We start from the raw sequence: 17,612 nt of genomic DNA on the forward strand, positions 1-17,612 counted from the left end.
CGGTGTTCCACCCACGCAGCACCGATCCCGTCCGGCGGACCGAGTTACGAAGTCCGGGGCCGGGGAGGGGGGTCCACCGCCCGTATGGTCGGGCAGAGGTGCCAGCTCGGGGAAGTGGCGGCATCGGATGTGGCGCGACCCGGTCAGATCGCCGAACTGGGGTTGATCAGGAGAACGGCCGCAAGGCCCGGGCCACCGTACGGGCACGCGGGCCCGGGGAGACCCGAACAGGGCCGGACCGGGGGTGGCCGGCCGCGCCCGAACCGGCGGAAACGTCAGGCGGCGGGCCAGTCCTGGGAGGCCAGACGCGGCGAGACCGCCCCGGGTGGGGCGGCCTCAAGCCAGGAGAGGAAGCCGGTGACCGTGGACCGCGCCATGGCGATCTCGACCGGAGCGTGGTGACTGGTACAGCGCAGGATCACCCAGTCGGTCGGCATCGAAAGGCGCTCCTGCCCCTCCGGGAGCCGGCGCCGCTCCACCGCCAGCCCCTTGCGGGAGAGCACCCGCTTGGGGCGAAGCGCGAAGCTGAACATGCGGTACCACCGGAGTTCGTCGCCGACGAAGCGGCCGAAACCGGGCGACCAGCCGCGACCGTCGAGGATCGTGGAGACGCGGACGCTCAGCCGGATGATGCCGCCACTCCGGGTGACCAGGGCCCGCCGGATGAAGAGGATCAGAAGTCCGACGACGACGACCGCGAAGCCGATTCCGATCCCTTCCACGATCTCCATCGGCGGGTCGGTCAGCGGGCCGGGGTGGCCGGGGTGGCGCTCTCGGCCAGGACTGTCACGCCCTCACCGGTGACCGACAGGAAGCCGCCGGCGACGTCGTACGCGACCTGCTGGCCACCGGCCTGCTTGATGCGCACCTGGCTGGGCTCCGCGAGCTGGCCGAGCAGCGGCGCGTGCCCCGGCAGCACACCGAGTTCGCCCTCGGTCGTGCGGGCGACGACCATCTCGGCCTCGCCGGTCCAGACCTTCTCCTCGACGGCTACGAGCTCGACGTGAAGCTGCTGTGCCACGCTGTCTCCTTGCTGCGGCGGCGGATTTCCGAAAGTCTAGTCGCGCCCCCGGGGCCCGCCCAACGCGGGTGGTGAGAGCCGAACCACGACGGCCCCCGCACCCGCTCAGGCTACTAGCTCTTCTGCTTGAAGTCGGGGTGCTCCAGCAGGAACGCGTCCACCTGCTCGGTGCGCAGGGCCGCGAAGAAGTCGTCGGCCGGGGCGAGCAGTTCCTCACCCCGGTAGGCGCTGCCGCTCCCGATCGGCCCACCCGGGAGCTTGATCGTCTCGATCGCGTCGGCGCGGATGCCCTTCAGGGCGAGCCCGAAGTCGACCACGCTGTTGCCCCGACCGTTGAAGATCAGCGACTGCCCGGCCGCGCGCAGCACCCGGTCCAGCTTGACCGGGTTGGCCACCACGTCGGCGCTGAACGCCTGGCTCACCATGGCCTTGACGAACTGCTGCTGGTGCCGCTGCCGGCCGTAGTCCGCGTCCGGCACGCCGTTGCGCGGGTAGCGCTGCCGCACGTAGTCCAGCGCCTGCCAGCCGTTGAGGTGGGCGTCGCCCTTCTCGTACCGTGCCTGGGGCCCGAGGTAGCCCCCGCCGCCGGGCCTGAGCTGGCGCGGCGACCCGTCCGGCTGGAGGTGCTCGGACTTCACGTCCCGCTCGATGTGCATGTCGACGCCGCCCATGGCGTCGACGATCTTCTTGAACCCGCTGAAGTTGATGATCGCGCCGGCGTCGAAGCGCTTGATGCCGGTGAGCTGCTGCACGGTCTTCGCGAGCAACTCGAAGCCCTGCGCGGCGCTCGGGTCCTTGCCCGGCACGTTGCTGCCGTGCGACATGGCCGCGTTGATCCGGTCGGTGCCGCCGCCGTAGTCGGCCTTCGGGAACGCCGGGATGTCCACCCGCAGGTCACGGGGGAGCGAGAAGAGGTAGCCCCGGTCCATGCTGGCCGGCACGTGCAGGATCAGGATCGAGTCGGAGAGCGGCCGGGTCCTCGGATTGCGCGGGTCGATGCCCACCAGCAGGATGTTGAGCGGCCCCTTGATGTCGCTCTTCTTCTCGGTGGCGCCGGCGGCCTGGTCGCCGAAGAGGTCGCCCTTGCCGACCGCACCCTCGTAGCGGGCGACCAGCGTCTGGTAGCCCACCAGCACGGAACCGCTGAGCACCACCATGACGATGCCGAAGATGGTGCAGACCCGGGCCCACCGGGGCACGTCACGCCACCGGGAGCGCCGGCCGCGCTCCGTGCCGCCCTTACCCACGAGCATCTCCAATCGTCGCGCCCACGAAGAGGAGACGGGCGCAGGAGTCCGTTTCGTTGCAGAGATCAACGGCTGTGATGCGAAGTCGTGTCACGAACGGTACCGCGCGCCCCGACGAACCGCTGACCGGCGAATCGGGCATCCGGCGGGCAGCGACCACGAACTGGCGAAGGCCGCCCCGACGAACGTCGGGACGGCCTTCGTGGGTGTGAGCGGGCTCTCAGCCCTCCTGACCCATCAGCTCCTCGGCCTTGGCCTTGAGGTCGTCCAGGCCACCGCACATGAAGAACGCCTGCTCCGGGAAGTGGTCGAACTCCCCCTCGCTGATCCGGCGGAAGGCGTCGATGGTCTCCGCGATCGGGACCGTCGAGCCCGGCACGCCGGTGAACTGCTCGGCGGCGTACGTGTTCTGCGAGAGGAAACGCTCGATCCGGCGGGCGCGGCCGACGGTGAGCTTGTCCTCCTCGGAGAGCTCCTCGATGCCGAGGATGGCGATGATGTCCTGCAGGTCCTTGTAGCGCTGCAGGATCCGCTTCACCTCGGTGGCGACGGCGAAGTGCTCCTCGCCGACGAACTCCGGGGCGAGGATCCGGGACGAGGACGCCAGCGGGTCCACGGCCGGGTAGATGCCCTTGTCGGAGATCGACCGCTCCAGGTTGGTGGTCGCGTCGAGGTGGGCGAACGTGGTGGCCGGCGCCGGGTCGGTGTAGTCGTCGGCGGGCACGTAGATCGCCTGCATCGAGGTGATGGCCTGGCCCCGGACGGAGGTGATCCGCTCCTGGAGCTCGCCCATCTCGTCGGCCAGCGTCGGCTGGTAACCCACGGCGCTCGGCATGCGGCCGAGCAGCGTGGAGACCTCGGAACCGGCCTGGGTGAAGCGGAAGATGTTGTCGATGAAGAGCAGCACCTCCTGCTTCTTCACGTCGCGGAAGTACTCCGCCATGGTGAGCGCGGAGAGCGCGACCCGCAGCCGGGTGCCCGGCGGCTCGTCCATCTGGCCGTAGACCAGCGCGGTCTTGTCGATGACGCCCGACTCGGTCATCTCGGCGATGAGGTCGTTGCCCTCGCGGGTGCGCTCACCCACGCCGGCGAAGACCGAGGTGCCACCGAAGTTCCGGGCCACCCGGGTGATCATCTCCTGGATGAGCACCGTCTTGCCCACGCCAGCGCCGCCGAACAGGCCGATCTTGCCGCCCTTGACGTACGGGGCGAGCAGGTCGATGACCTTGATGCCGGTCTCCAGCATCTCGGTCTTCGGCTCCAGGTCCGCGAAGGCCGGGGCCTTGCGGTGGATGCCCCACCGGTCGTCGGCCTGGATGGTCTCGCCCTCGGTGAGGTTGAGGCACTCGCCGATCGCGTTGAACACGTGGCCCTTGACCGCGTCGCCCACCGGCACGCTGATCGGCGCGCCGGTGTCGCGGACGTCGGCGCCGCGGACCAGGCCGTCGGTCGGCTGCATCGAGATGGCGCGGATCAGGTTGTCACCCAGGTGCTGGGCGACCTCCAGGGTCAGCGTCTTCTCGCCGCCGGAGAGCGTCACGTCGACGTGCAGGGCGTTGAACAGCTCCGGCATGGCGTCGCGCGGAAACTCGGCGTCGACGACCGGGCCGATGACCCGGACCACGCGACCCGTGGCCGTCTTGGTCTCCACTGCGGATACAGTCATCACACTTCACTTCCCGACGCGGCCAGCGCGTTCGCGCCGCCGACGATCTCACTGATCTCCTGGGTGATGCCGGCCTGGCGGGCCGAGTTCATCTCACGCGTGTACTTCTCGATCATCTCTTCGGCGTTGTCGGTGGCGCTCTTCATCGCCCGCCGACGGGCGGCCGACTCGCTCGCCGCCGACTCCAGCAACGCCGCGAAGATCCGCGTGTTGATGTACTTCGGCAGCAGCGCGTCGAGCAGCGACTCCGGCTCCGGCTCGAACTCGTACGCCGGCAACACCCCGCCCGGGGCCTCCGACCGCGGCCGGTCCTGGACCTGCATCGGACCGATGATCCGCGACACCGGGTTCTGCGTCATCAGGGACTTGAACTCGGTGTAGACGATGTGCAGCTCGTCCACCCCGAGGATCCCGTCCGCACCGGCGTGGCCGTCCGTGTCGTCCGCGCCGGCGGTGAACGCCTTGATCAGCGTGTCACCGACCTCGCGGGCGTCGTCGAACGTCGGCTGCTCGGAGAAGCCGGTCCAGCTGCCGGCGATCTCCCGGTCGCGGAACCGGTAGTACGCCACGCCCTTGCGGCCGATGACGTAGAGCACCGGCTCCTTGCCGTCGGCGCGCAGCCGGGCGATCAGCGACTCGGCGGTCCGGATCGCGTTCGAGCTGTACCCACCGGCCAGACCCCGGTCGGCCGTGACCAGCAGGACGCCCGCCCGCCGCACCCGCTCGCGCGGGGTGAGCAGCGGGTGGTCGATCCGCGCGTTCGAGGCCAGCGCCGTCAGCACGCCGGTGATCGCCTCGGCGTACGGCAGCGACGCCGCCACCTTGGCCTGGGCCTTGGCGATGCGGCTCGTCGCGACGAGCTCCATCGCCTTGGTGATCTTCTTCATCCCCTTGGCGGACCGGATCCGCTGCCGGAGAACGCGTACCTGGGCGGCCATCGGATCAGCTCTCGGCCGGGCGGTCGGTGGTGCCGTCGCGGAAGCGGGTCACCGTCTCGCGGGTCTGCTCGCCCTCCAGCGGCTTGGCCGGCGCGTCGTTGACCCGGACCTCGTCCTCCTTGCCCAGGAAGACCTGCTTGAACTCGCTGATGGCCGAGTCCAGCGAGGAGATGAGGTCGTCGCCCCACTTGTTGTCCGCGATCGCGGCCAGCACGCCCTCGTGCTTGTGCCGGAGGTACTGGAGGAACTCCGACTCGAAGCGACGCACCTCACCGACCGGGACGTCGTCGAGCTTGCCCTCGGTGCCGGCCCAGACGGAGACGACCTGCTCGTGCACCGGGTACGGCGAGTAGTTCGGCTGCTTCAGCAGCTCGACCAGCCGGGCACCCCGGTTGAGCTGGTTCTGCGAGGCCCGGTCCAGGTCCGAGGCGAAGGCGGCGAACGCCTCCAGCTCGCGGAACTGGGCCAGGTTCAGCCGCAGCGAGCCGGCGACCTTCTTCATCGGCTTCACCTGCGCCGCGCCACCGACCCGGGAGACCGAGGTGCCGACGTTGATGGCCGGCCGGACGCCCTGGTTGAACAGGTCGGTCTCGAGGAAGATCTGGCCGTCGGTGATCGAGATGACGTTGGTCGGGATGAACGCCGAGATGTCGTTCGCCTTGGTCTCGATGATCGGCAGGCCGGTCATCGAGCCGCCGCCCAGCTCGTCGGAGAGCTTGGCGCAGCGCTCCAGCAGGCGGGAGTGCAGGTAGAAGACGTCACCCGGGTACGCCTCGCGGCCCGGCGGGCGACGCAGCAGCAGCGACACAGCCCGGTACGCCTCGGCCTGCTTGCTCAGGTCGTCGAAGACGATCAGGACGTGCTTGCCGCCGTACATCCAGTGCTGCCCGATGGACGAGCCGGTGTAGGGGGCGAGGTACTTGAAGCCGGCCGGGTCGGAGGCCGGGGAGGCGACGATGGTGGTGTATTCCATCGCGCCCGCCTCCTCCAGCGTCCCCTTGATGGAGGCGATGGTGGAGGCCTTCTGGCCGATCGCGACGTAGATGCAGCGGACCTGCTTCGTCGGGTCGCCGGAGCGCCAGTTCTCCCGCTGGTTCAGGATGGCGTCCAGCGCGACCGTGGTCTTGCCGGTCTTCCGGTCGCCGATGATCAGCTGGCGCTGGCCACGGCCGATCGGGGTCATCGCGTCGATGGCCTTGATGCCGGTCTGCAGCGGCTCGGAGACGGACTGCCGGGCCATCACGTTCGGGGCCTGGAGCTCCAGCTCGCGGTAGCCCTCGTTGGCGATGTCGCCGAGGGCGTCGATCGGGTCGCCGAGCGCGTTGACCACGCGACCGAGGAACGCGTCACCGACCGGTACGGAGAGCACCCGGCCGGTGCGCTTGACGCGCTGGCCCTCTTCGATCCCGCCGAAGTCGCCGAGGACGACGACACCGATCTCCCGGACGTCGAGGTTCAACGCCACGCCGAGCGTGCCGTCCTCGAACTCCAGGAGCTCGTTGGTCATGGTCGAGGGGAGACCCTCGACGTGGGCGATGCCGTCGCCGGCGTCGGCGACGGTGCCGACCTCCTCACGGGAGACGTCGGCCGTGTAGGAGGAGACGTAGCGCTCCAGGGCGCCGCGGATCTCCTCCGTCGAGATGGTCAGCTCGGCCATCCTCTGCTTCCTTAAGTATCTCAGGGCCCGGGATACCTAGTACCGGCCGGTCCGATGGCGGCGAATCAGGGCTGCTCAGACGCTGGTCAGCGCTTCGCGAGCGCGTTGCGGGTCTCGTTGAGGCGGCGCAGGACGGTGCCGTCGTAGAGGTCGGAGCCGACCCGTACGCGCACTCCCCCGAGCACGTCGGGGTCGACCGTCTGCTTGACGGACACCTCCCGACCGTACATCGCGGAGAGGCGGGCACCCAGGCGTCGCTCCTCCTCGTCGGTCAGCGGGGCCGCCACGGTCACGTACGCGACCTGCCGGTCCCGCCGGTCGGCGGCCAGCTCGACCAGCCGGGTGAGCGCACCGCCGAAGGAGCGTCCACCGAAGCCCGCGAGCGCGGCCTCGACCAGGCGGACGGTGACCGGCCGGGCCTTACCGGCGAGCAGCTGCTGGGCCAGCTCGGCCCGCCGCTGCACCGGCGCCATCGGGTCGGAGAGCGCGTTGGACAGCTCGGCGGAGCCGGAGACGACCTGCCCGAAACGGAACAGCTCGTCCTCCACCTCACCCAGCTCGCCGGCCGTGTCGGCGCTGGCCAGGAGCGCCTCCACGCCGAGGCGCTCGACGCCGTCGAGCAGCTCGGACGGGGCCGACCAGCGGCCTGCGACCAGCGAGGCGAGCAGGTCGAGCGCGTCCGCGCCGATCCGGTCGCGCAGCATGTCGCCGAGCAGGCCGGAGCGGTCCGCGCCGGTGCGCGCCGGGTCGGAGAGCGCCCGGCGCAGTCGCGGCTCGCGCCGCAGCAGGGCGGCGACGGAGAGGATGTCGTCGGCGGTGGAGGCCACCGCCGACGGCTCCGCGCCGCGGACGTACGCGTCGAGGCGGTCCACCCCGGCGGAGTACGACTCCCGGCTGGCGGCCTGCATCAGCGGGCCCCCGTGCTCTCGAGACCGCTCAGGAACCGGTCGACGGTGCCCTTGCGACGTGCCTCGTCGGCCAGCGACTCGCCGACGATCTTGCTGGCCAGGTCGACCGCGATGGTGCCGACCTCGGTACGCAGCTCGCGCACGATGGTGGCGCGCTCGGCGGCGAGCTGCTCCTTGCCGGCGGCGATGATCCGGTCGGACTCCTCGCGCGCCTTGGCGAGGATGTCCTGGCGGATGCCCTCGGCGTCGGCCCGGGCGTCGTCGCGGATCTTGGCGGCGTCGGTACGCGCCTCCGCGAGCTGGGCACGGTACTGCTCGAGCAGCTGGTTCGCCTCGGCCTGCGCGGCCTCGGCGCGCTTGATGCCACCCTCGATCGCGTCGACCCGGGCCTGGAACGTCTGCTCCATGCGCGGGAAGACGAACTTCATCAGGACGACGCAGAGCAGGATGAACGCGATCCCGCCGACCACGATCTCCTGCCAGGCGGGGATGATCGGGTTGTGCTCCGATCCTCCGCCCTCAGCGGCGAGGAAGTACATGGAAACCTCCCGGTCTCAGGGCCGAATTAGAGGTTGCCCTGCCAGATGAAGCCGAAGGCGATACCCAGCAGCGCGAGGGCCTCGATGACGGCGAAGCCGATCCAGACGTACGGGAGGGTCAGCCGGGACGACTCCGGCTGGCGGGCGGTCGACTGGATGTAGGCCGAGAAGACCAGGCCCACGCCGATGCCCGGGCCGATGGCCGCGAGACCGTAGCCGATGGCGGCGGTGCTGCCCTCTACCGCGGCGTAGATGTCCATTGGTTGGTTCCTCCTGGTTATCACGCGTGACTCTCACGCGGGACGACAACGGTTGGTGCGAAAGATCGGATCAGTGCTCGTCGGCGAGGGCGCCCTGCACGTAGCTGGCGGTCAGCACCGTGAAGACGTACGCCTGAAGGACGATCACCAGGAACTCGAGGAAGGTCAGCGCGATCGTCATCACCCAGGACAGCACCGAGACCGGCGCCAGCCAGACGTTGGCGCTGAGCATGGCGAACCCGCCGAGCGTGAAGACCAGCAGGAGCATGTGGCCGGCGAACATGTTCGCGAAGAGACGGACGGCCAGCGAGAACGGCCGGACCAGGAAGGTCGAGAAGAACTCGATCGGGATCAGCAGCGGCAGGATGTACCACGGCGCCGGCGGGATCAGGGAGTTCTTGACGTACTTCGCGAAGCCGTGGTGCCGGATGCCGATGTAGTTGAACAACACGTAGCTGATCACGGCGAGGAAGGCCGGGAAGGCGATGTGCGAGTTCGGCGAGATCTGGAAGAACGGCAGGATCGCGAAGAAGTTCGTCAGCAGGATGAAGCAGAAGAGCGTGGTGAAGTAGGGAGCGAACCGCACCCCCGTGTGCCCGATCATGTCCACCGCGATGTTGTTGCGCACGAAGCCGTAGATCGACTCGGCGTACCACTGGCGCTTGGTGGGCACCAGCTGCGGCTTCCGGTAGCTGACCAGGAAGAAGATGATCAAGATGCCGACGGCGATCCACACCATCGCCGTGATCTTGGTGAACCAGTACGAGTTCTCCGCACCCCAGGGCAGGATGCTGGGCAGGTAGAAGTCCCCCACGCTCGGTGGGAATTCCGCCTGGCCCTGAGCCAGGACGTTCGCCTGTCCGAACACCGCGTCCCTTCCTAAGTAGGCGTGCCCAGCCGGCGGACGACCAGGATGATGCCCCCGGCCATGCCGAGCACGACCCCGATGCCGGTGGCGATGCCGCCGGTATCGAGCCAACGGTCGACCAGCCAGCCGATGAAACCCCAGACGAGCATGCCCCCGATGAGGTATGAGAGCGCGGTCCAACCCTGACCGGCACCGGACGGAACGTCGCCCGAGCCGCCAGCGTTGGGGGGTTTCTGGTCACCGGCCATGACGGGGCGAACGATATCAGTCGAGCAGAAGAGGTTGTGCCTCACCCCCCGCACAACCTGGTTGTGTGGGACACGGGCGGGCGAAGTCGTCTGGAGGCACGGTACTCCTCCCCCGCCACTGAGAGAATGACCGATCCCGGACTCGCCGGCGCGGCGTGTCGAAAATCGGGACGCTCAGCCCGCCGACCGTCGCGCGTGGACCGTGGTCAGCCACCAGACGTGCACCCCGGTCCAGACCACCACGCCCGCGGCGATGCCGAGGCAGAACGGGACCAGCCCCGGCCAGCCGGTCGAGGCGACCAGCACCATCACCCCGCCGAGCGCGGTGATCTTGGCGACGTAGAGCCCCAGCCCGAACGGCAGCACGAGCTGCGGATCCCGGGCGTCGGCCCAGGCCAGCACCACCGTGGTGAGCGTGTAGCTGGCCGCCGTGACGGCCACCCCGGCCGCCGCGCCGAGCGCGCCGTCCGCGCCCCGGGTCACCCCGCCGAGCACCGCCGCCAGCGCGGCCAGCACCGCCACCGCGCCCAGCAGCACCGGCAGGTGGCGCAGTCGCCAGCCGCGGTCCGCGGTCGCCTCCGCCGCGCGCGGCCCGGACTCAGCCACGGGGGTACGCCGGGAGCGCGATGATCATTTGCAGTTCCCTCGCGTTCTCCACAGCGAAGGAGTCTACGGAGCCGCACACTGGAGACCGTGAGATGCCTCGTCACCGGTGCCACCGGCTACATCGGCGGGCGCCTCGCGCCCCGGCTGCTGGCCGAGGGGCACGCGGTGCGTTGCCTGGCCCGCACGGCGGGACGCCTGCGCGACGTGCCCTGGGCCGCCCGGGCCGAGATCGTCGAAGGCGACCTGCGCCGCCCGGAGACGCTGCCGGCCGCGTTCGAGGGCGTGGACGTCGCGTACTACCTGGTCCACTCGCTGGGCCAGCGCGGCTTCGAGGCGGCCGACCGGGAGGCGGCGACGAACTTCGCCGACGCCGCCCGCGCCGCGGGCGTACACCGGATCGTCTACCTCGGCGGGCCGGAGCCGGCGGATCGGGAGGCGCTGCCCTCGGCGCACCTGCGGTCCCGGGCGGAGGTCGGCCACATCCTGCTGGACAGCGGCGTGCCGACCGCGGTGCTGCGGGCCGCGGTGATCATCGGGTCCGGCTCGGCGTCGTTCGAGATGCTGCGCCACCTGACCGAGCGGCTGCCGGCGATGGTCACCCCACGCTGGGTACGCAACCGGATCCAGCCGATCGCGGTCCGCGACGTGCTGCGCTACCTGGTCGGCTGCGCGCACCTGCCGGCCGAGGTGAACCGTGGCTTCGACATCGGCGGCCCGGACGTGCTGACCTTCCAGCAGATGATGCAGCGCTACGCCCGGGTGGCCGGGCTGCGGCGGCGGGTCATCCTGCCGGTGCGCCCACTCACCCCGTCGCTCTCCTCGCACTGGGTCGGCCTGATCACCCCGGTGCCCAACGCGATCGCCCGGCCGCTGGTGGAGAGCCTGGTCCACGAGGCGGTGGCGCACGAGCACGACATCGCCCGGTACGTGCCCGACCCGCCGGACGGGCTGACCGGGTTCGACCAGGCGGTCACGCTGGCGCTGGCAAAGGTACGCGACGCGCAGGTGGAGACCCGCTGGTCGAACGCGAGCGGGCCGGACGCGCCGGCCGAGCCGCTGCCGTCGGACCCGCACTGGTCCGGCGGTACGGCGTACACCGATCTGCGGGAGCGGGCCGTGGACGCGCCGCCGGCCGCGCTGTGGCGGGTCATCGAGGGGGTCGGCGGCGAGCACGGCTGGTACTCGTTCCCGCTGGCCTGGACCGTGCGCGGCTGGCTGGACCGGCTGGTCGGCGGCGTGGGGCTGCGCCGGGGCCGGCGCGACCCGCACCGGCTGCTCGTCGGCGAGGCGTTGGACTTCTGGCGGGTCGAGGAGATCGTCCCGGGTGAGCTGCTGCGGCTGCGCGCCGAGATGCGGGTGCCCGGCCGGGCCTGGCTGGAGATGCGCGCCGAACCGGTCGAGGGCGGTCGCAGCCGGTACGTCCAGCGCGCCGTGTTCCTCCCACGCGGCCTGCCCGGGCATCTCTACTGGGCATCGGTCACCCCGTTCCACACCGTCGTCTTCGGCGGCATGGCGCGCAACATCGCCCGCGGCGCCGAACAGGCCGACGGTTAGGCGGGGCCTGACCCGTCAGTCGCCGGTGCGCGGGCCGGTGTGCTGGAAGGCGACCGCCTCGCCGGGTGGGACGAAGTCCTCGACCGGCTGGTCACGCAGCGCCCAGGCGAGGATGCGGCCCACGGCGGCGATCTGCCGCTTCTGCACCCCGCCGCCGACCGCGTCGCGGGGGTCGTCCGGGTTCGCGGCGATGGTCGCCACCGCGAGCTGCGGGGTGAACGCGACCACGGTCTCCGTGGCGTTCCGCTCCGAGCTGCCGGTCTTGCCGGCCAGCGGCCGACGCAGCCCCGGCGCGAGTTCCTCGGCCGTGCCACCGGCGCAGCGTCGGTACATCGACTGGTCGCCCACCGGGCAGCGGCTGGCGTCGACCGCCGCGCGGGCCACCTCGGTGTCGAGTACCTGCCGGCAGTCGACGTCACCGGCGGTGACCTTCCGGCCGGTCGGGTCGGCGATCGAGGTGACCGGCGTGGGCCGGCACCAGGTGCCCTCGGCGGCCACCGTGGCGTACGCGTTGGCCAGGTCGAGCGGGGTGGTGGCGGAGACCCCGAGCGTGAACGGGCCCCAGTTCCGCGCCCCGTCGCGGGCCAGCTTCGCGTCCTGCGGCGCGCGGAACACGATGCCCAGCCGCTCGGCCATCTCGACCACCCGGTCCGCGCCGACCCGCTCGGTCAGCCAGGCGAAGTAGGTGTTCACCGAGCGGCCGAACGCGTCCCACATGTCCCGGTCGCCGTTCATCCAGGCGGCGTTGGCGTTCGCCGGGCACCACCGGCCGGCGCAGCTGGCCGGGCCGCCGTCGATCGGGTACCTCGTGACGTAGACGCGGGGGGCGTCGAACCGGGTGTCCAGCGGCAGCCCGGACTCCAGCGCGGCCAGCAGCGCGAACAGCTTGAACGTCGAGCCGGCCTGGTAGCCGACGATGCCGCCGCCTCCGGCCACGAGCGCGTTGACCGTGTTCGGGTAGTTCTGTTGCCCGTCCGGGTTCGCGCCCGTCCCGTAGCCGCGGTTCACCGCCATCGCCAGCACCCGCCCGGTGCCCGGCTGCACCACCGCGGTCGGCGCGGCCCGCGCGATCGTCTCCGGGTAGATCGTCCGCACCTGCTCGCTCGCCTTGGCCTGCACGTCCGGGTCGAGCGACGACACGATCGACCAGCCGCCGCGGCGCAGCGTGCGCTGCCGCTCGTCGACGGTCTCGCCGAACGCCGGCTGGGCGTTCCACCACTGCGTGAACCAGTCGCAGAAGAAGCCCCAGTCGTTGTGGGCGGCGGGCACCGCGGCGCAGTCGTTCGGGGTGGCGCTGGGCCGCAGGGCCAGCGGCGTGTCCCTGGCCGCCGCCGCGTCCGCCGCGCCGACCCGGCCGGTCTCCACCATCCGGTCCAGCACGTACGCGCGGCGGGCCAGCGCCGAGTCCGCGTCGCCGTTGATCGGGTCGTCGTGGGCCGGCGACCGGAGCAGCCCGGCGAGCAGGGCGGCCTGGGCCAGCGTGAGCCGCTCCGGCGGGACGGAGAAGTAGCGCTTGCTGGCCGCGGCGACGCCGTACGCGCCGGCGCCGAAGTAGGCGATGTTCAGGTAACGCCCGAGGATCTCGTCCTTGCCGATCTGCCGTTCCAGCGTCAGCGCGTACCGCATCTCGCGGATCTTGCGGCCGGCGGTGATCTCGGTCGCCCGGGAACGCTGCGCCTCGGTCAGCCGGGGGTCCCCGGCCAGCGCGTTGCGCACGTACTGCATGGTCAGCGTGGAGGCGCCCTGCCGGGTGCCCTCCTTGCGGTTGGCCGTCAGGGCCCGCGCCACGCCGCGCACGTCGACGCCGTGGTGCTCGTAGAAGCGCACGTCCTCGGCGGCCACGACGGCGTCCCGCATCACCGGCGCCACGTCGTCGACCGGCACGTCCACCCGGTCCTCGACGTAGAACGAGGTGATCAGCGTGCGGCCGTCGTTGGCGTAGAGGTTGGAGCGCTGCGCCGGCTGCGGCGTCCGCAGCGCCTCCGGCAGCTCGGTGTACGGCATGAGGTTCCGCACGCCCAGCCCGAAGACCAACGCGGCCGGCAGCGCGGCGGCGGCCAGGGCCAGTCCGGCGAGCACGCCGGCGAGCAGGACGGTGAACAGCTTGTCGAGATGGGCCCGGTTCATCAGCTCTCCCCGCAGGAGCCGGCCGTACGGACCCGTTCAGAATGACCGGAATGGGCGCTTCAGCCGCCGTCTTCGGCGAAATGCGCAGAAGGTTCGCGAGGAAGGATGAACCTCAGGGCAACAGCGCGGCGGCCAACGGCTGGACGGTCTCCTCGATCTCGTCGGCCACCCGGCTGAAGCACTGGTCGCCCCGACCCCAGGGGTCGTCGAGATCGTCGACGGACAACGCGGCGGCGCCCTTCCGGGCCGCGTCGACGGCCGCCACCAGCGCGACCCCCCGGGCGTGGACCGCGTCCGGGGTGGGCTCCGCGGGCGGCAGGGCGGACCGGTCCAGCCCGCCGAGCAGCCGACCGAACTCGCCCAGCACGAACGTGCGCCCGGCGGCGTCCGGCCGCAACGCCACCACGTACTCCTGCTGGTCGGCGGTGGCGGTGAGGACCAGGTCCGCGCCGTCGATCAGGTCGGAGCGGAGCCGGCGTGCGGCGAACCCGGCGACGTCACCGCCGCGGGCGGTCACCTGCCGCGCGGCCGGCGGGTTCATCTCCTCACCGGCGTGCCAGCCGCCGGTGCCGGCGCTGTGGCTGTGCACCAGCGCGTCCGAGCCGGCCGGGTCGACGTCGAGCCGGGCCAGCCGCTCCCGGACGGCGAGCAGCAACAGCCGCTCGGCCATCGGCGACCGGCAGATGTTGCCCATGCAGACGTGCAGGACGGTGAAGGGAGGCACTCACACCCCCCGCTCGTCGAGGATGTCCGGCACCACGTCGCGCAGCTTCGCCAGCGTCACCGCGCCCTGCCGCAGCACCCGCGGCACCTCGCCGGTCAGGTCGACGATCGTGCTCGGCACCGGGTCCACCGCCGGCCCGGCCTCCAGGTAGGCCCGGACGCCGTAGCCGAGCTGGTCACGGGCCTCCTCGGCGGTGCGCGCGGCGGGCTGGCCGACCTTGTTGGCCGAGGCGACCGCCATCGGCCCGGTCTCCCGCAGCACCTCCAGCGCGACCGGGTGCAACGGCATCCGCACCGCGACCGTGCCGCTGGTGTCGCCGAGGTCCCAGGCCAGGCTCGGCGAGTGCTCCACCACGATCGTCAACGCGCCCGGCCAGAACGCCTCGACCAGCTCACGCGCCGCGCGGGGCAGCGAGAAGACCAGGCCGTCGAGCGTGTGCCGGGAGCCGATGAGCACCGGGGGCGCCTGCCTGGTGCCACCCTTGGTGTCCGCCAGGGCCTTGACCGCGTACGGGGTGAACGCGTCCGCCCCGATGCCGTAGACCGTGTCGGTCGGCAGGACGACCAGTTCGCCGTTCTTGACCGCCTCGACGGCAGCGGCGATGCCGCGGTCCCGGTCGGCGAGCGACCGACAGTCGTAGAGCATCACGAGGAAGCAGTCTGCCACGTCGGGGCGGGGTCGGCGTGGGGGCGGTCCGCCCGCCGGGACGCCGTCGCCCAGCGGGGGCGCCCGGCGAGGTCCCGGTGCTCCTCGACACGCTCGTACCGGCCGTCGCCGGCGAGCAGGGCCGGCACCTCAGCCGCGTGCGTGTCGTCGTGCTCGACACCGATCACGCCGCCCGGACGCAGCAGCGCGGCCGCCCGGTCCACCACCGGGCGGATCACGTCCAGCCCGTCCGCGCCGCCGAACACCGCCTCGTCCGGGTCGTGGCCGGCCACCTCCGGCGGCACCACCACCGACCTCGGCACGTACGGCGGGTTGCAGAGCAGCACGTCGACCCGGTCGACCAGATCGGCCAGCAGCTCCGGGTCGGTCACGTCCGCGGCCACCACCTCGACCGGCCGGTCCCCCGCGGCGGCCCGCGCGGCGGCGTTGCGGCGCAGCCAGGCCAGCGCGGCCGGGGACCGCTCCACCGCCACCACCCGGGCCGACGGCACCTCCTGGGCGACCGCGAGGGCGATCGCCCCGGAACCGCTGCACAGGTCGACCACGAGCGGCGCGGTGAGCCGGCCGGCCCACGCGATCCCCCAGCCGGCGAGCAGCTCGGTCTCCGGGCGGGGCACGAACACCCCCGGGCCGACCGCCAGCTCCAGGTGCCGGAAGCCGGCCGCGCCGACCAGGTGCTGCAACGGCTCCCGGGCCACCCGCCGCCGCACCAGCGCGTCCAGCCGGTCACGCTGGGTCGGGTCGAGGCCGTCGGCCAGCGCCAGCCGGCCCCGCGGGACCGCCAGCACGTACGCGGCCAACTGCTCGGCCTCGGCGCGGGGCGACGCCACGCCGGCCGCCGCGAGCGCGCGGGCCACCCGGGCCACCATCAGCGAGACGCGTTCGCGTTCTGTCCCTTCGGACGGGTGTTGCGGGAGTGTGCTCACGCAATAATCATGAAGCGTCGCGGGTCACCTCACGAGCTGGTGCGTCCGGGCGCACACCGCAGGGAGGTCCCGAGTGGGTTGGCTCGACCAGGTCGAGGACCAGGTTGACGCCCTCCGACGTGCCCGGGCGCTGCAGGAGGTCAGCCGTTCCGCCGAGGCGTGCGTCCTGCTCGACCACGTGATCCGCACCACCGACGACCCGTACGCGCGAGCCGACGCGCTGGTGCAGCGCATATCCGCACTGATCAATCTCGGTCGGACGGCGGAGTTCACCCGGGCCATCGAGGACGCCTCCGCCGCCGTACGCGACCTGGCCGAGCCCTACCTGCACGGGCACCTCAACGCGCTCGCCGCGCTGGCCGCCCACCACCAGGGGGCGCTCGACCGGTGTGTGATGCACCTGGTCCGGGCCGCCCGGGCACTCGGCGCCGACGACACGCCCGACCGGGACACCGCATGGGGCTGGCACGACCTGGCGATGGCGTACTCGTACCTCAGCTTCCACGGCCACGCGCTCGGCGCGATCGAGCGGGCGCGCGAGGTCGGGCTGAGCGCGGGCATCCCGGAGGAGACGTTCGCCGCGCCCGGGATCCGGCTGCGCAACGCGGTGGCTCTGGACCACAACGGCGACGGCGACGGCTGTCTGCGGGTGCTGCGCGACGTGGCCGGCGACCTGGCCCGCTTCCTGCGCGGCGGGCGGGCCGCCAACCTGCGCCCCAGCAGCCTCGCCGCGTACGGGTACGCCGCCGCCCGGCGGGCCGCGCTCGGCGACCGGGTGGAGTCCGCCGGGGACGCCGACCCGACCCGGCTGCTCGGTCACGGCGGGGACAGCGCCCGCGCCCGCGACCTGCGCCAGCTCGGCCAGGTCTGCCTGGCCGTCGCCGCCGGCCGCCCGATCGAGGCGGTCACCCGGCTGGACGCGATCCGGGTCTCCGACGAGACGCTGGGCGCGGCCGAGGCACCCCGGCTGCGCAGCATCGCGCTGGGCCGGGCCGGCGACCACGCCGGCGCGCACCGGGCGGACCGGCACGCGTTCCGGCTGGCCGCGCGGCGCAGCGACCGCCTGCGGGACGTCTACATCGACGGCATCGCCGCCCGGATCGACCACGAGGAGATGCGCCGCGAGGCCGCCCGGTACGAGGGCGAGGCGCTCACCGATCCGCTCACCGGCCTGCCCAACCGACGTCGGCTGGAGCGCTACCTCGGCGCGGTGGTGTCCCGGGGCGAGCGGGTGGTGATCGGCGTCTGCGACCTCGACGGGTTCAAGGCGGTGAACACCCGGCACGGTCACCACTCGGGCGACCTGGTGCTGCAACGGGTGGCCGGCGTGATCAACCGGGTGATGCGGCGGGGCGACTTCGTGGCCCGCTACGGCGGCGACGAGTTCGTCGTCGTCCTGCCGGACACCGGCATGTCGGAGGCGGTCGAGGTGGCCCGCCGGATCGAGGCGGCGGTCCGCACCGAGGACTGGGGGTCCCTGGTCCCCGGCACCCCGGTCGGCGTGACGATCGGTTTCGCCGAGGTCGACGGCAGCACCACGGTCAGCGTCCGGGAGGCGCTCGGCACGGCGTTCGAGCTGGCCGACCGCGAAATGCTGCGCCTGAAGGCGCGACCCCCGGTCAACGCCTCCGGTAGAGAAGGTGCCCCCGCCTGACAC

General features: G+C 72.1%; 18 protein-coding genes. 2 read left to right on the forward strand and 16 right to left on the reverse strand.

Going from position 1 to position 17,612, the window contains the following annotated elements:
* Window positions 1-275: 275 nt before the first annotated feature.
* From B1205_RS07670 to B1205_RS07725, 12 genes are all read right to left on the reverse strand, one after another.
* On the reverse strand, window positions 276-731 hold the full coding sequence (locus B1205_RS07670; RefSeq protein ID WP_089154988.1) for a DUF2550 domain-containing protein: 456 nt from the start codon (window positions 729-731) through the stop codon (window positions 276-278).
* Between the two features lie 11 nt (window positions 732-742).
* On the reverse strand, window positions 743-1,021 hold the full coding sequence (locus B1205_RS07675; RefSeq protein WP_047893558.1) for a F0F1 ATP synthase subunit epsilon: 279 nt from the start codon (window positions 1,019-1,021) through the stop codon (window positions 743-745).
* A gap of 113 nt (window positions 1,022-1,134) precedes the next feature.
* Window positions 1,135-2,274, reverse strand: coding sequence for an LCP family protein (locus tag B1205_RS07680; RefSeq protein ID WP_089154989.1), 1,140 nt, complete (start codon window positions 2,272-2,274; stop codon window positions 1,135-1,137).
* 214 nt (window positions 2,275-2,488) lie between these two features.
* Window positions 2,489-3,934, reverse strand: a complete 1,446-nt coding sequence (atpD, locus tag B1205_RS07685; RefSeq protein WP_089154990.1) for a F0F1 ATP synthase subunit beta — start codon at window positions 3,932-3,934, stop codon at window positions 2,489-2,491.
* Window positions 3,934-4,872 (reverse strand): F0F1 ATP synthase subunit gamma, encoded by a 939-nt coding sequence (locus tag B1205_RS07690; RefSeq protein WP_089154991.1) that lies wholly within the window; start codon window positions 4,870-4,872, stop codon window positions 3,934-3,936. Before B1205_RS07690 ends, atpD begins: the two co-directional genes overlap by 1 nt.
* A 4-nt stretch (window positions 4,873-4,876) precedes the next feature.
* A complete protein-coding gene (gene atpA, locus B1205_RS07695; protein ID WP_089154992.1) occupies window positions 4,877-6,529 on the reverse strand; it encodes a F0F1 ATP synthase subunit alpha in 1,653 nt (550 codons plus the stop codon).
* A gap of 86 nt (window positions 6,530-6,615) precedes the next feature.
* Complete coding sequence (locus tag B1205_RS07700; RefSeq protein WP_089154993.1) at window positions 6,616-7,437, reverse strand: F0F1 ATP synthase subunit delta; 822 nt, start codon at window positions 7,435-7,437, stop codon at window positions 6,616-6,618.
* Window positions 7,437-7,976 carry a F0F1 ATP synthase subunit B gene (locus B1205_RS07705; RefSeq protein WP_089154994.1) on the reverse strand — a complete coding sequence of 180 codons (540 nt, stop codon included), beginning with the start codon at window positions 7,974-7,976 and terminating at the stop codon, window positions 7,437-7,439. The genes B1205_RS07700 and B1205_RS07705 overlap by 1 nt, the downstream gene beginning before the upstream one ends.
* A gap of 26 nt (window positions 7,977-8,002) precedes the next feature.
* Window positions 8,003-8,236, reverse strand: coding sequence for an ATP synthase F0 subunit C (locus tag B1205_RS07710; RefSeq protein WP_089154995.1), 234 nt, complete (start codon window positions 8,234-8,236; stop codon window positions 8,003-8,005).
* Window positions 8,237-8,306: 70 nt separating this feature from the next.
* Window positions 8,307-9,104, reverse strand: coding sequence for a F0F1 ATP synthase subunit A (gene atpB / locus B1205_RS07715; protein ID WP_089154996.1), 798 nt, complete (start codon window positions 9,102-9,104; stop codon window positions 8,307-8,309).
* 11 nt (window positions 9,105-9,115) lie between these two features.
* On the reverse strand, window positions 9,116-9,352 hold the full coding sequence (locus tag B1205_RS07720) for an AtpZ/AtpI family protein (RefSeq protein WP_089154997.1): 237 nt from the start codon (window positions 9,350-9,352) through the stop codon (window positions 9,116-9,118).
* Between the two features lie 174 nt (window positions 9,353-9,526).
* Window positions 9,527-9,958: a hypothetical protein gene (locus B1205_RS07725; RefSeq protein WP_089154998.1), complete on the reverse strand. Its 432-nt coding sequence runs from the start codon at window positions 9,956-9,958 to the stop codon at window positions 9,527-9,529.
* 87 nt (window positions 9,959-10,045) lie between these two features.
* Here B1205_RS07725 and B1205_RS07730 point away from each other — a divergent pair, with 87 nt between their 5' ends.
* A complete protein-coding gene (locus B1205_RS07730) occupies window positions 10,046-11,512 on the forward strand; it encodes an SDR family oxidoreductase (RefSeq protein ID WP_089154999.1) in 1,467 nt (488 codons plus the stop codon).
* Window positions 11,513-11,527: 15 nt separating this feature from the next.
* On the opposite strand, the gene B1205_RS07735 is transcribed toward B1205_RS07730, so the two are convergent.
* The 4 genes from B1205_RS07735 to prmC form a co-directional block, all read right to left on the reverse strand.
* On the reverse strand, window positions 11,528-13,639 hold the full coding sequence (locus tag B1205_RS07735) for a transglycosylase domain-containing protein (RefSeq protein ID WP_089155000.1): 2,112 nt from the start codon (window positions 13,637-13,639) through the stop codon (window positions 11,528-11,530).
* 112 nt (window positions 13,640-13,751) lie between these two features.
* Window positions 13,752-14,363 (reverse strand): arsenate reductase/protein-tyrosine-phosphatase family protein, encoded by a 612-nt coding sequence (locus B1205_RS07740; RefSeq protein ID WP_089155001.1) that lies wholly within the window; start codon window positions 14,361-14,363, stop codon window positions 13,752-13,754.
* Window positions 14,364-15,008 carry an L-threonylcarbamoyladenylate synthase gene (locus B1205_RS07745; RefSeq protein ID WP_089155365.1) on the reverse strand — a complete coding sequence of 215 codons (645 nt, stop codon included), beginning with the start codon at window positions 15,006-15,008 and terminating at the stop codon, window positions 14,364-14,366.
* A complete protein-coding gene (prmC, locus tag B1205_RS07750) occupies window positions 15,008-15,955 on the reverse strand; it encodes a peptide chain release factor N(5)-glutamine methyltransferase (protein WP_254909791.1) in 948 nt (315 codons plus the stop codon). Before prmC ends, B1205_RS07745 begins: the two co-directional genes overlap by 1 nt.
* A 73-nt stretch (window positions 15,956-16,028) precedes the next feature.
* On the opposite strand from prmC, the gene B1205_RS07755 reads away from it, so the two are divergent.
* Window positions 16,029-17,609: a GGDEF domain-containing protein gene (locus B1205_RS07755; RefSeq protein ID WP_089155003.1), complete on the forward strand. Its 1,581-nt coding sequence runs from the start codon at window positions 16,029-16,031 to the stop codon at window positions 17,607-17,609.
* The last annotated feature ends 3 nt before the right edge of the window (window positions 17,610-17,612 follow it).

The sequence above is a fragment of the Micromonospora sp. NBS 11-29 genome, from assembly GCF_002140155.1.
Taxonomy (GTDB): Bacteria; Actinomycetota; Actinomycetes; order Mycobacteriales; family Micromonosporaceae; genus Micromonospora.

Excerpts from the sequence above, each read along its gene's own strand:
- B1205_RS07705 (WP_089154994.1), bottom strand. The coding sequence starts at position 7,976 with ATGTACTTCCTCGCCGCTGAGGGCGGAGGATCGGAGCACAACCCGATC.
- atpA (WP_089154992.1), bottom strand. The coding sequence starts at position 6,529 with ATGGCCGAGCTGACCATCTCGACGGAGGAGATCCGCGGCGCCCTGGAG.
- B1205_RS07735 (WP_089155000.1), bottom strand. The coding sequence starts at position 13,639 with ATGAACCGGGCCCATCTCGACAAGCTGTTCACCGTCCTGCTCGCCGGC.
- atpD (WP_089154990.1), bottom strand. The coding sequence starts at position 3,934 with ATGACTGTATCCGCAGTGGAGACCAAGACGGCCACGGGTCGCGTGGTC.
- B1205_RS07670 (WP_089154988.1), bottom strand. The coding sequence starts at position 731 with ATGGAGATCGTGGAAGGGATCGGAATCGGCTTCGCGGTCGTCGTCGTC.
- B1205_RS07745 (WP_089155365.1), bottom strand. The coding sequence starts at position 15,008 with ATGCTCTACGACTGTCGGTCGCTCGCCGACCGGGACCGCGGCATCGCC.
- B1205_RS07710 (WP_089154995.1), bottom strand. The coding sequence starts at position 8,236 with ATGGACATCTACGCCGCGGTAGAGGGCAGCACCGCCGCCATCGGCTAC.
- B1205_RS07700 (WP_089154993.1), bottom strand. The coding sequence starts at position 7,437 with ATGCAGGCCGCCAGCCGGGAGTCGTACTCCGCCGGGGTGGACCGCCTC.
- B1205_RS07720 (WP_089154997.1), bottom strand. The coding sequence starts at position 9,352 with ATGGCCGGTGACCAGAAACCCCCCAACGCTGGCGGCTCGGGCGACGTT.
- B1205_RS07690 (WP_089154991.1), bottom strand. The coding sequence starts at position 4,872 with ATGGCCGCCCAGGTACGCGTTCTCCGGCAGCGGATCCGGTCCGCCAAG.
- B1205_RS07680 (WP_089154989.1), bottom strand. The coding sequence starts at position 2,274 with ATGCTCGTGGGTAAGGGCGGCACGGAGCGCGGCCGGCGCTCCCGGTGG.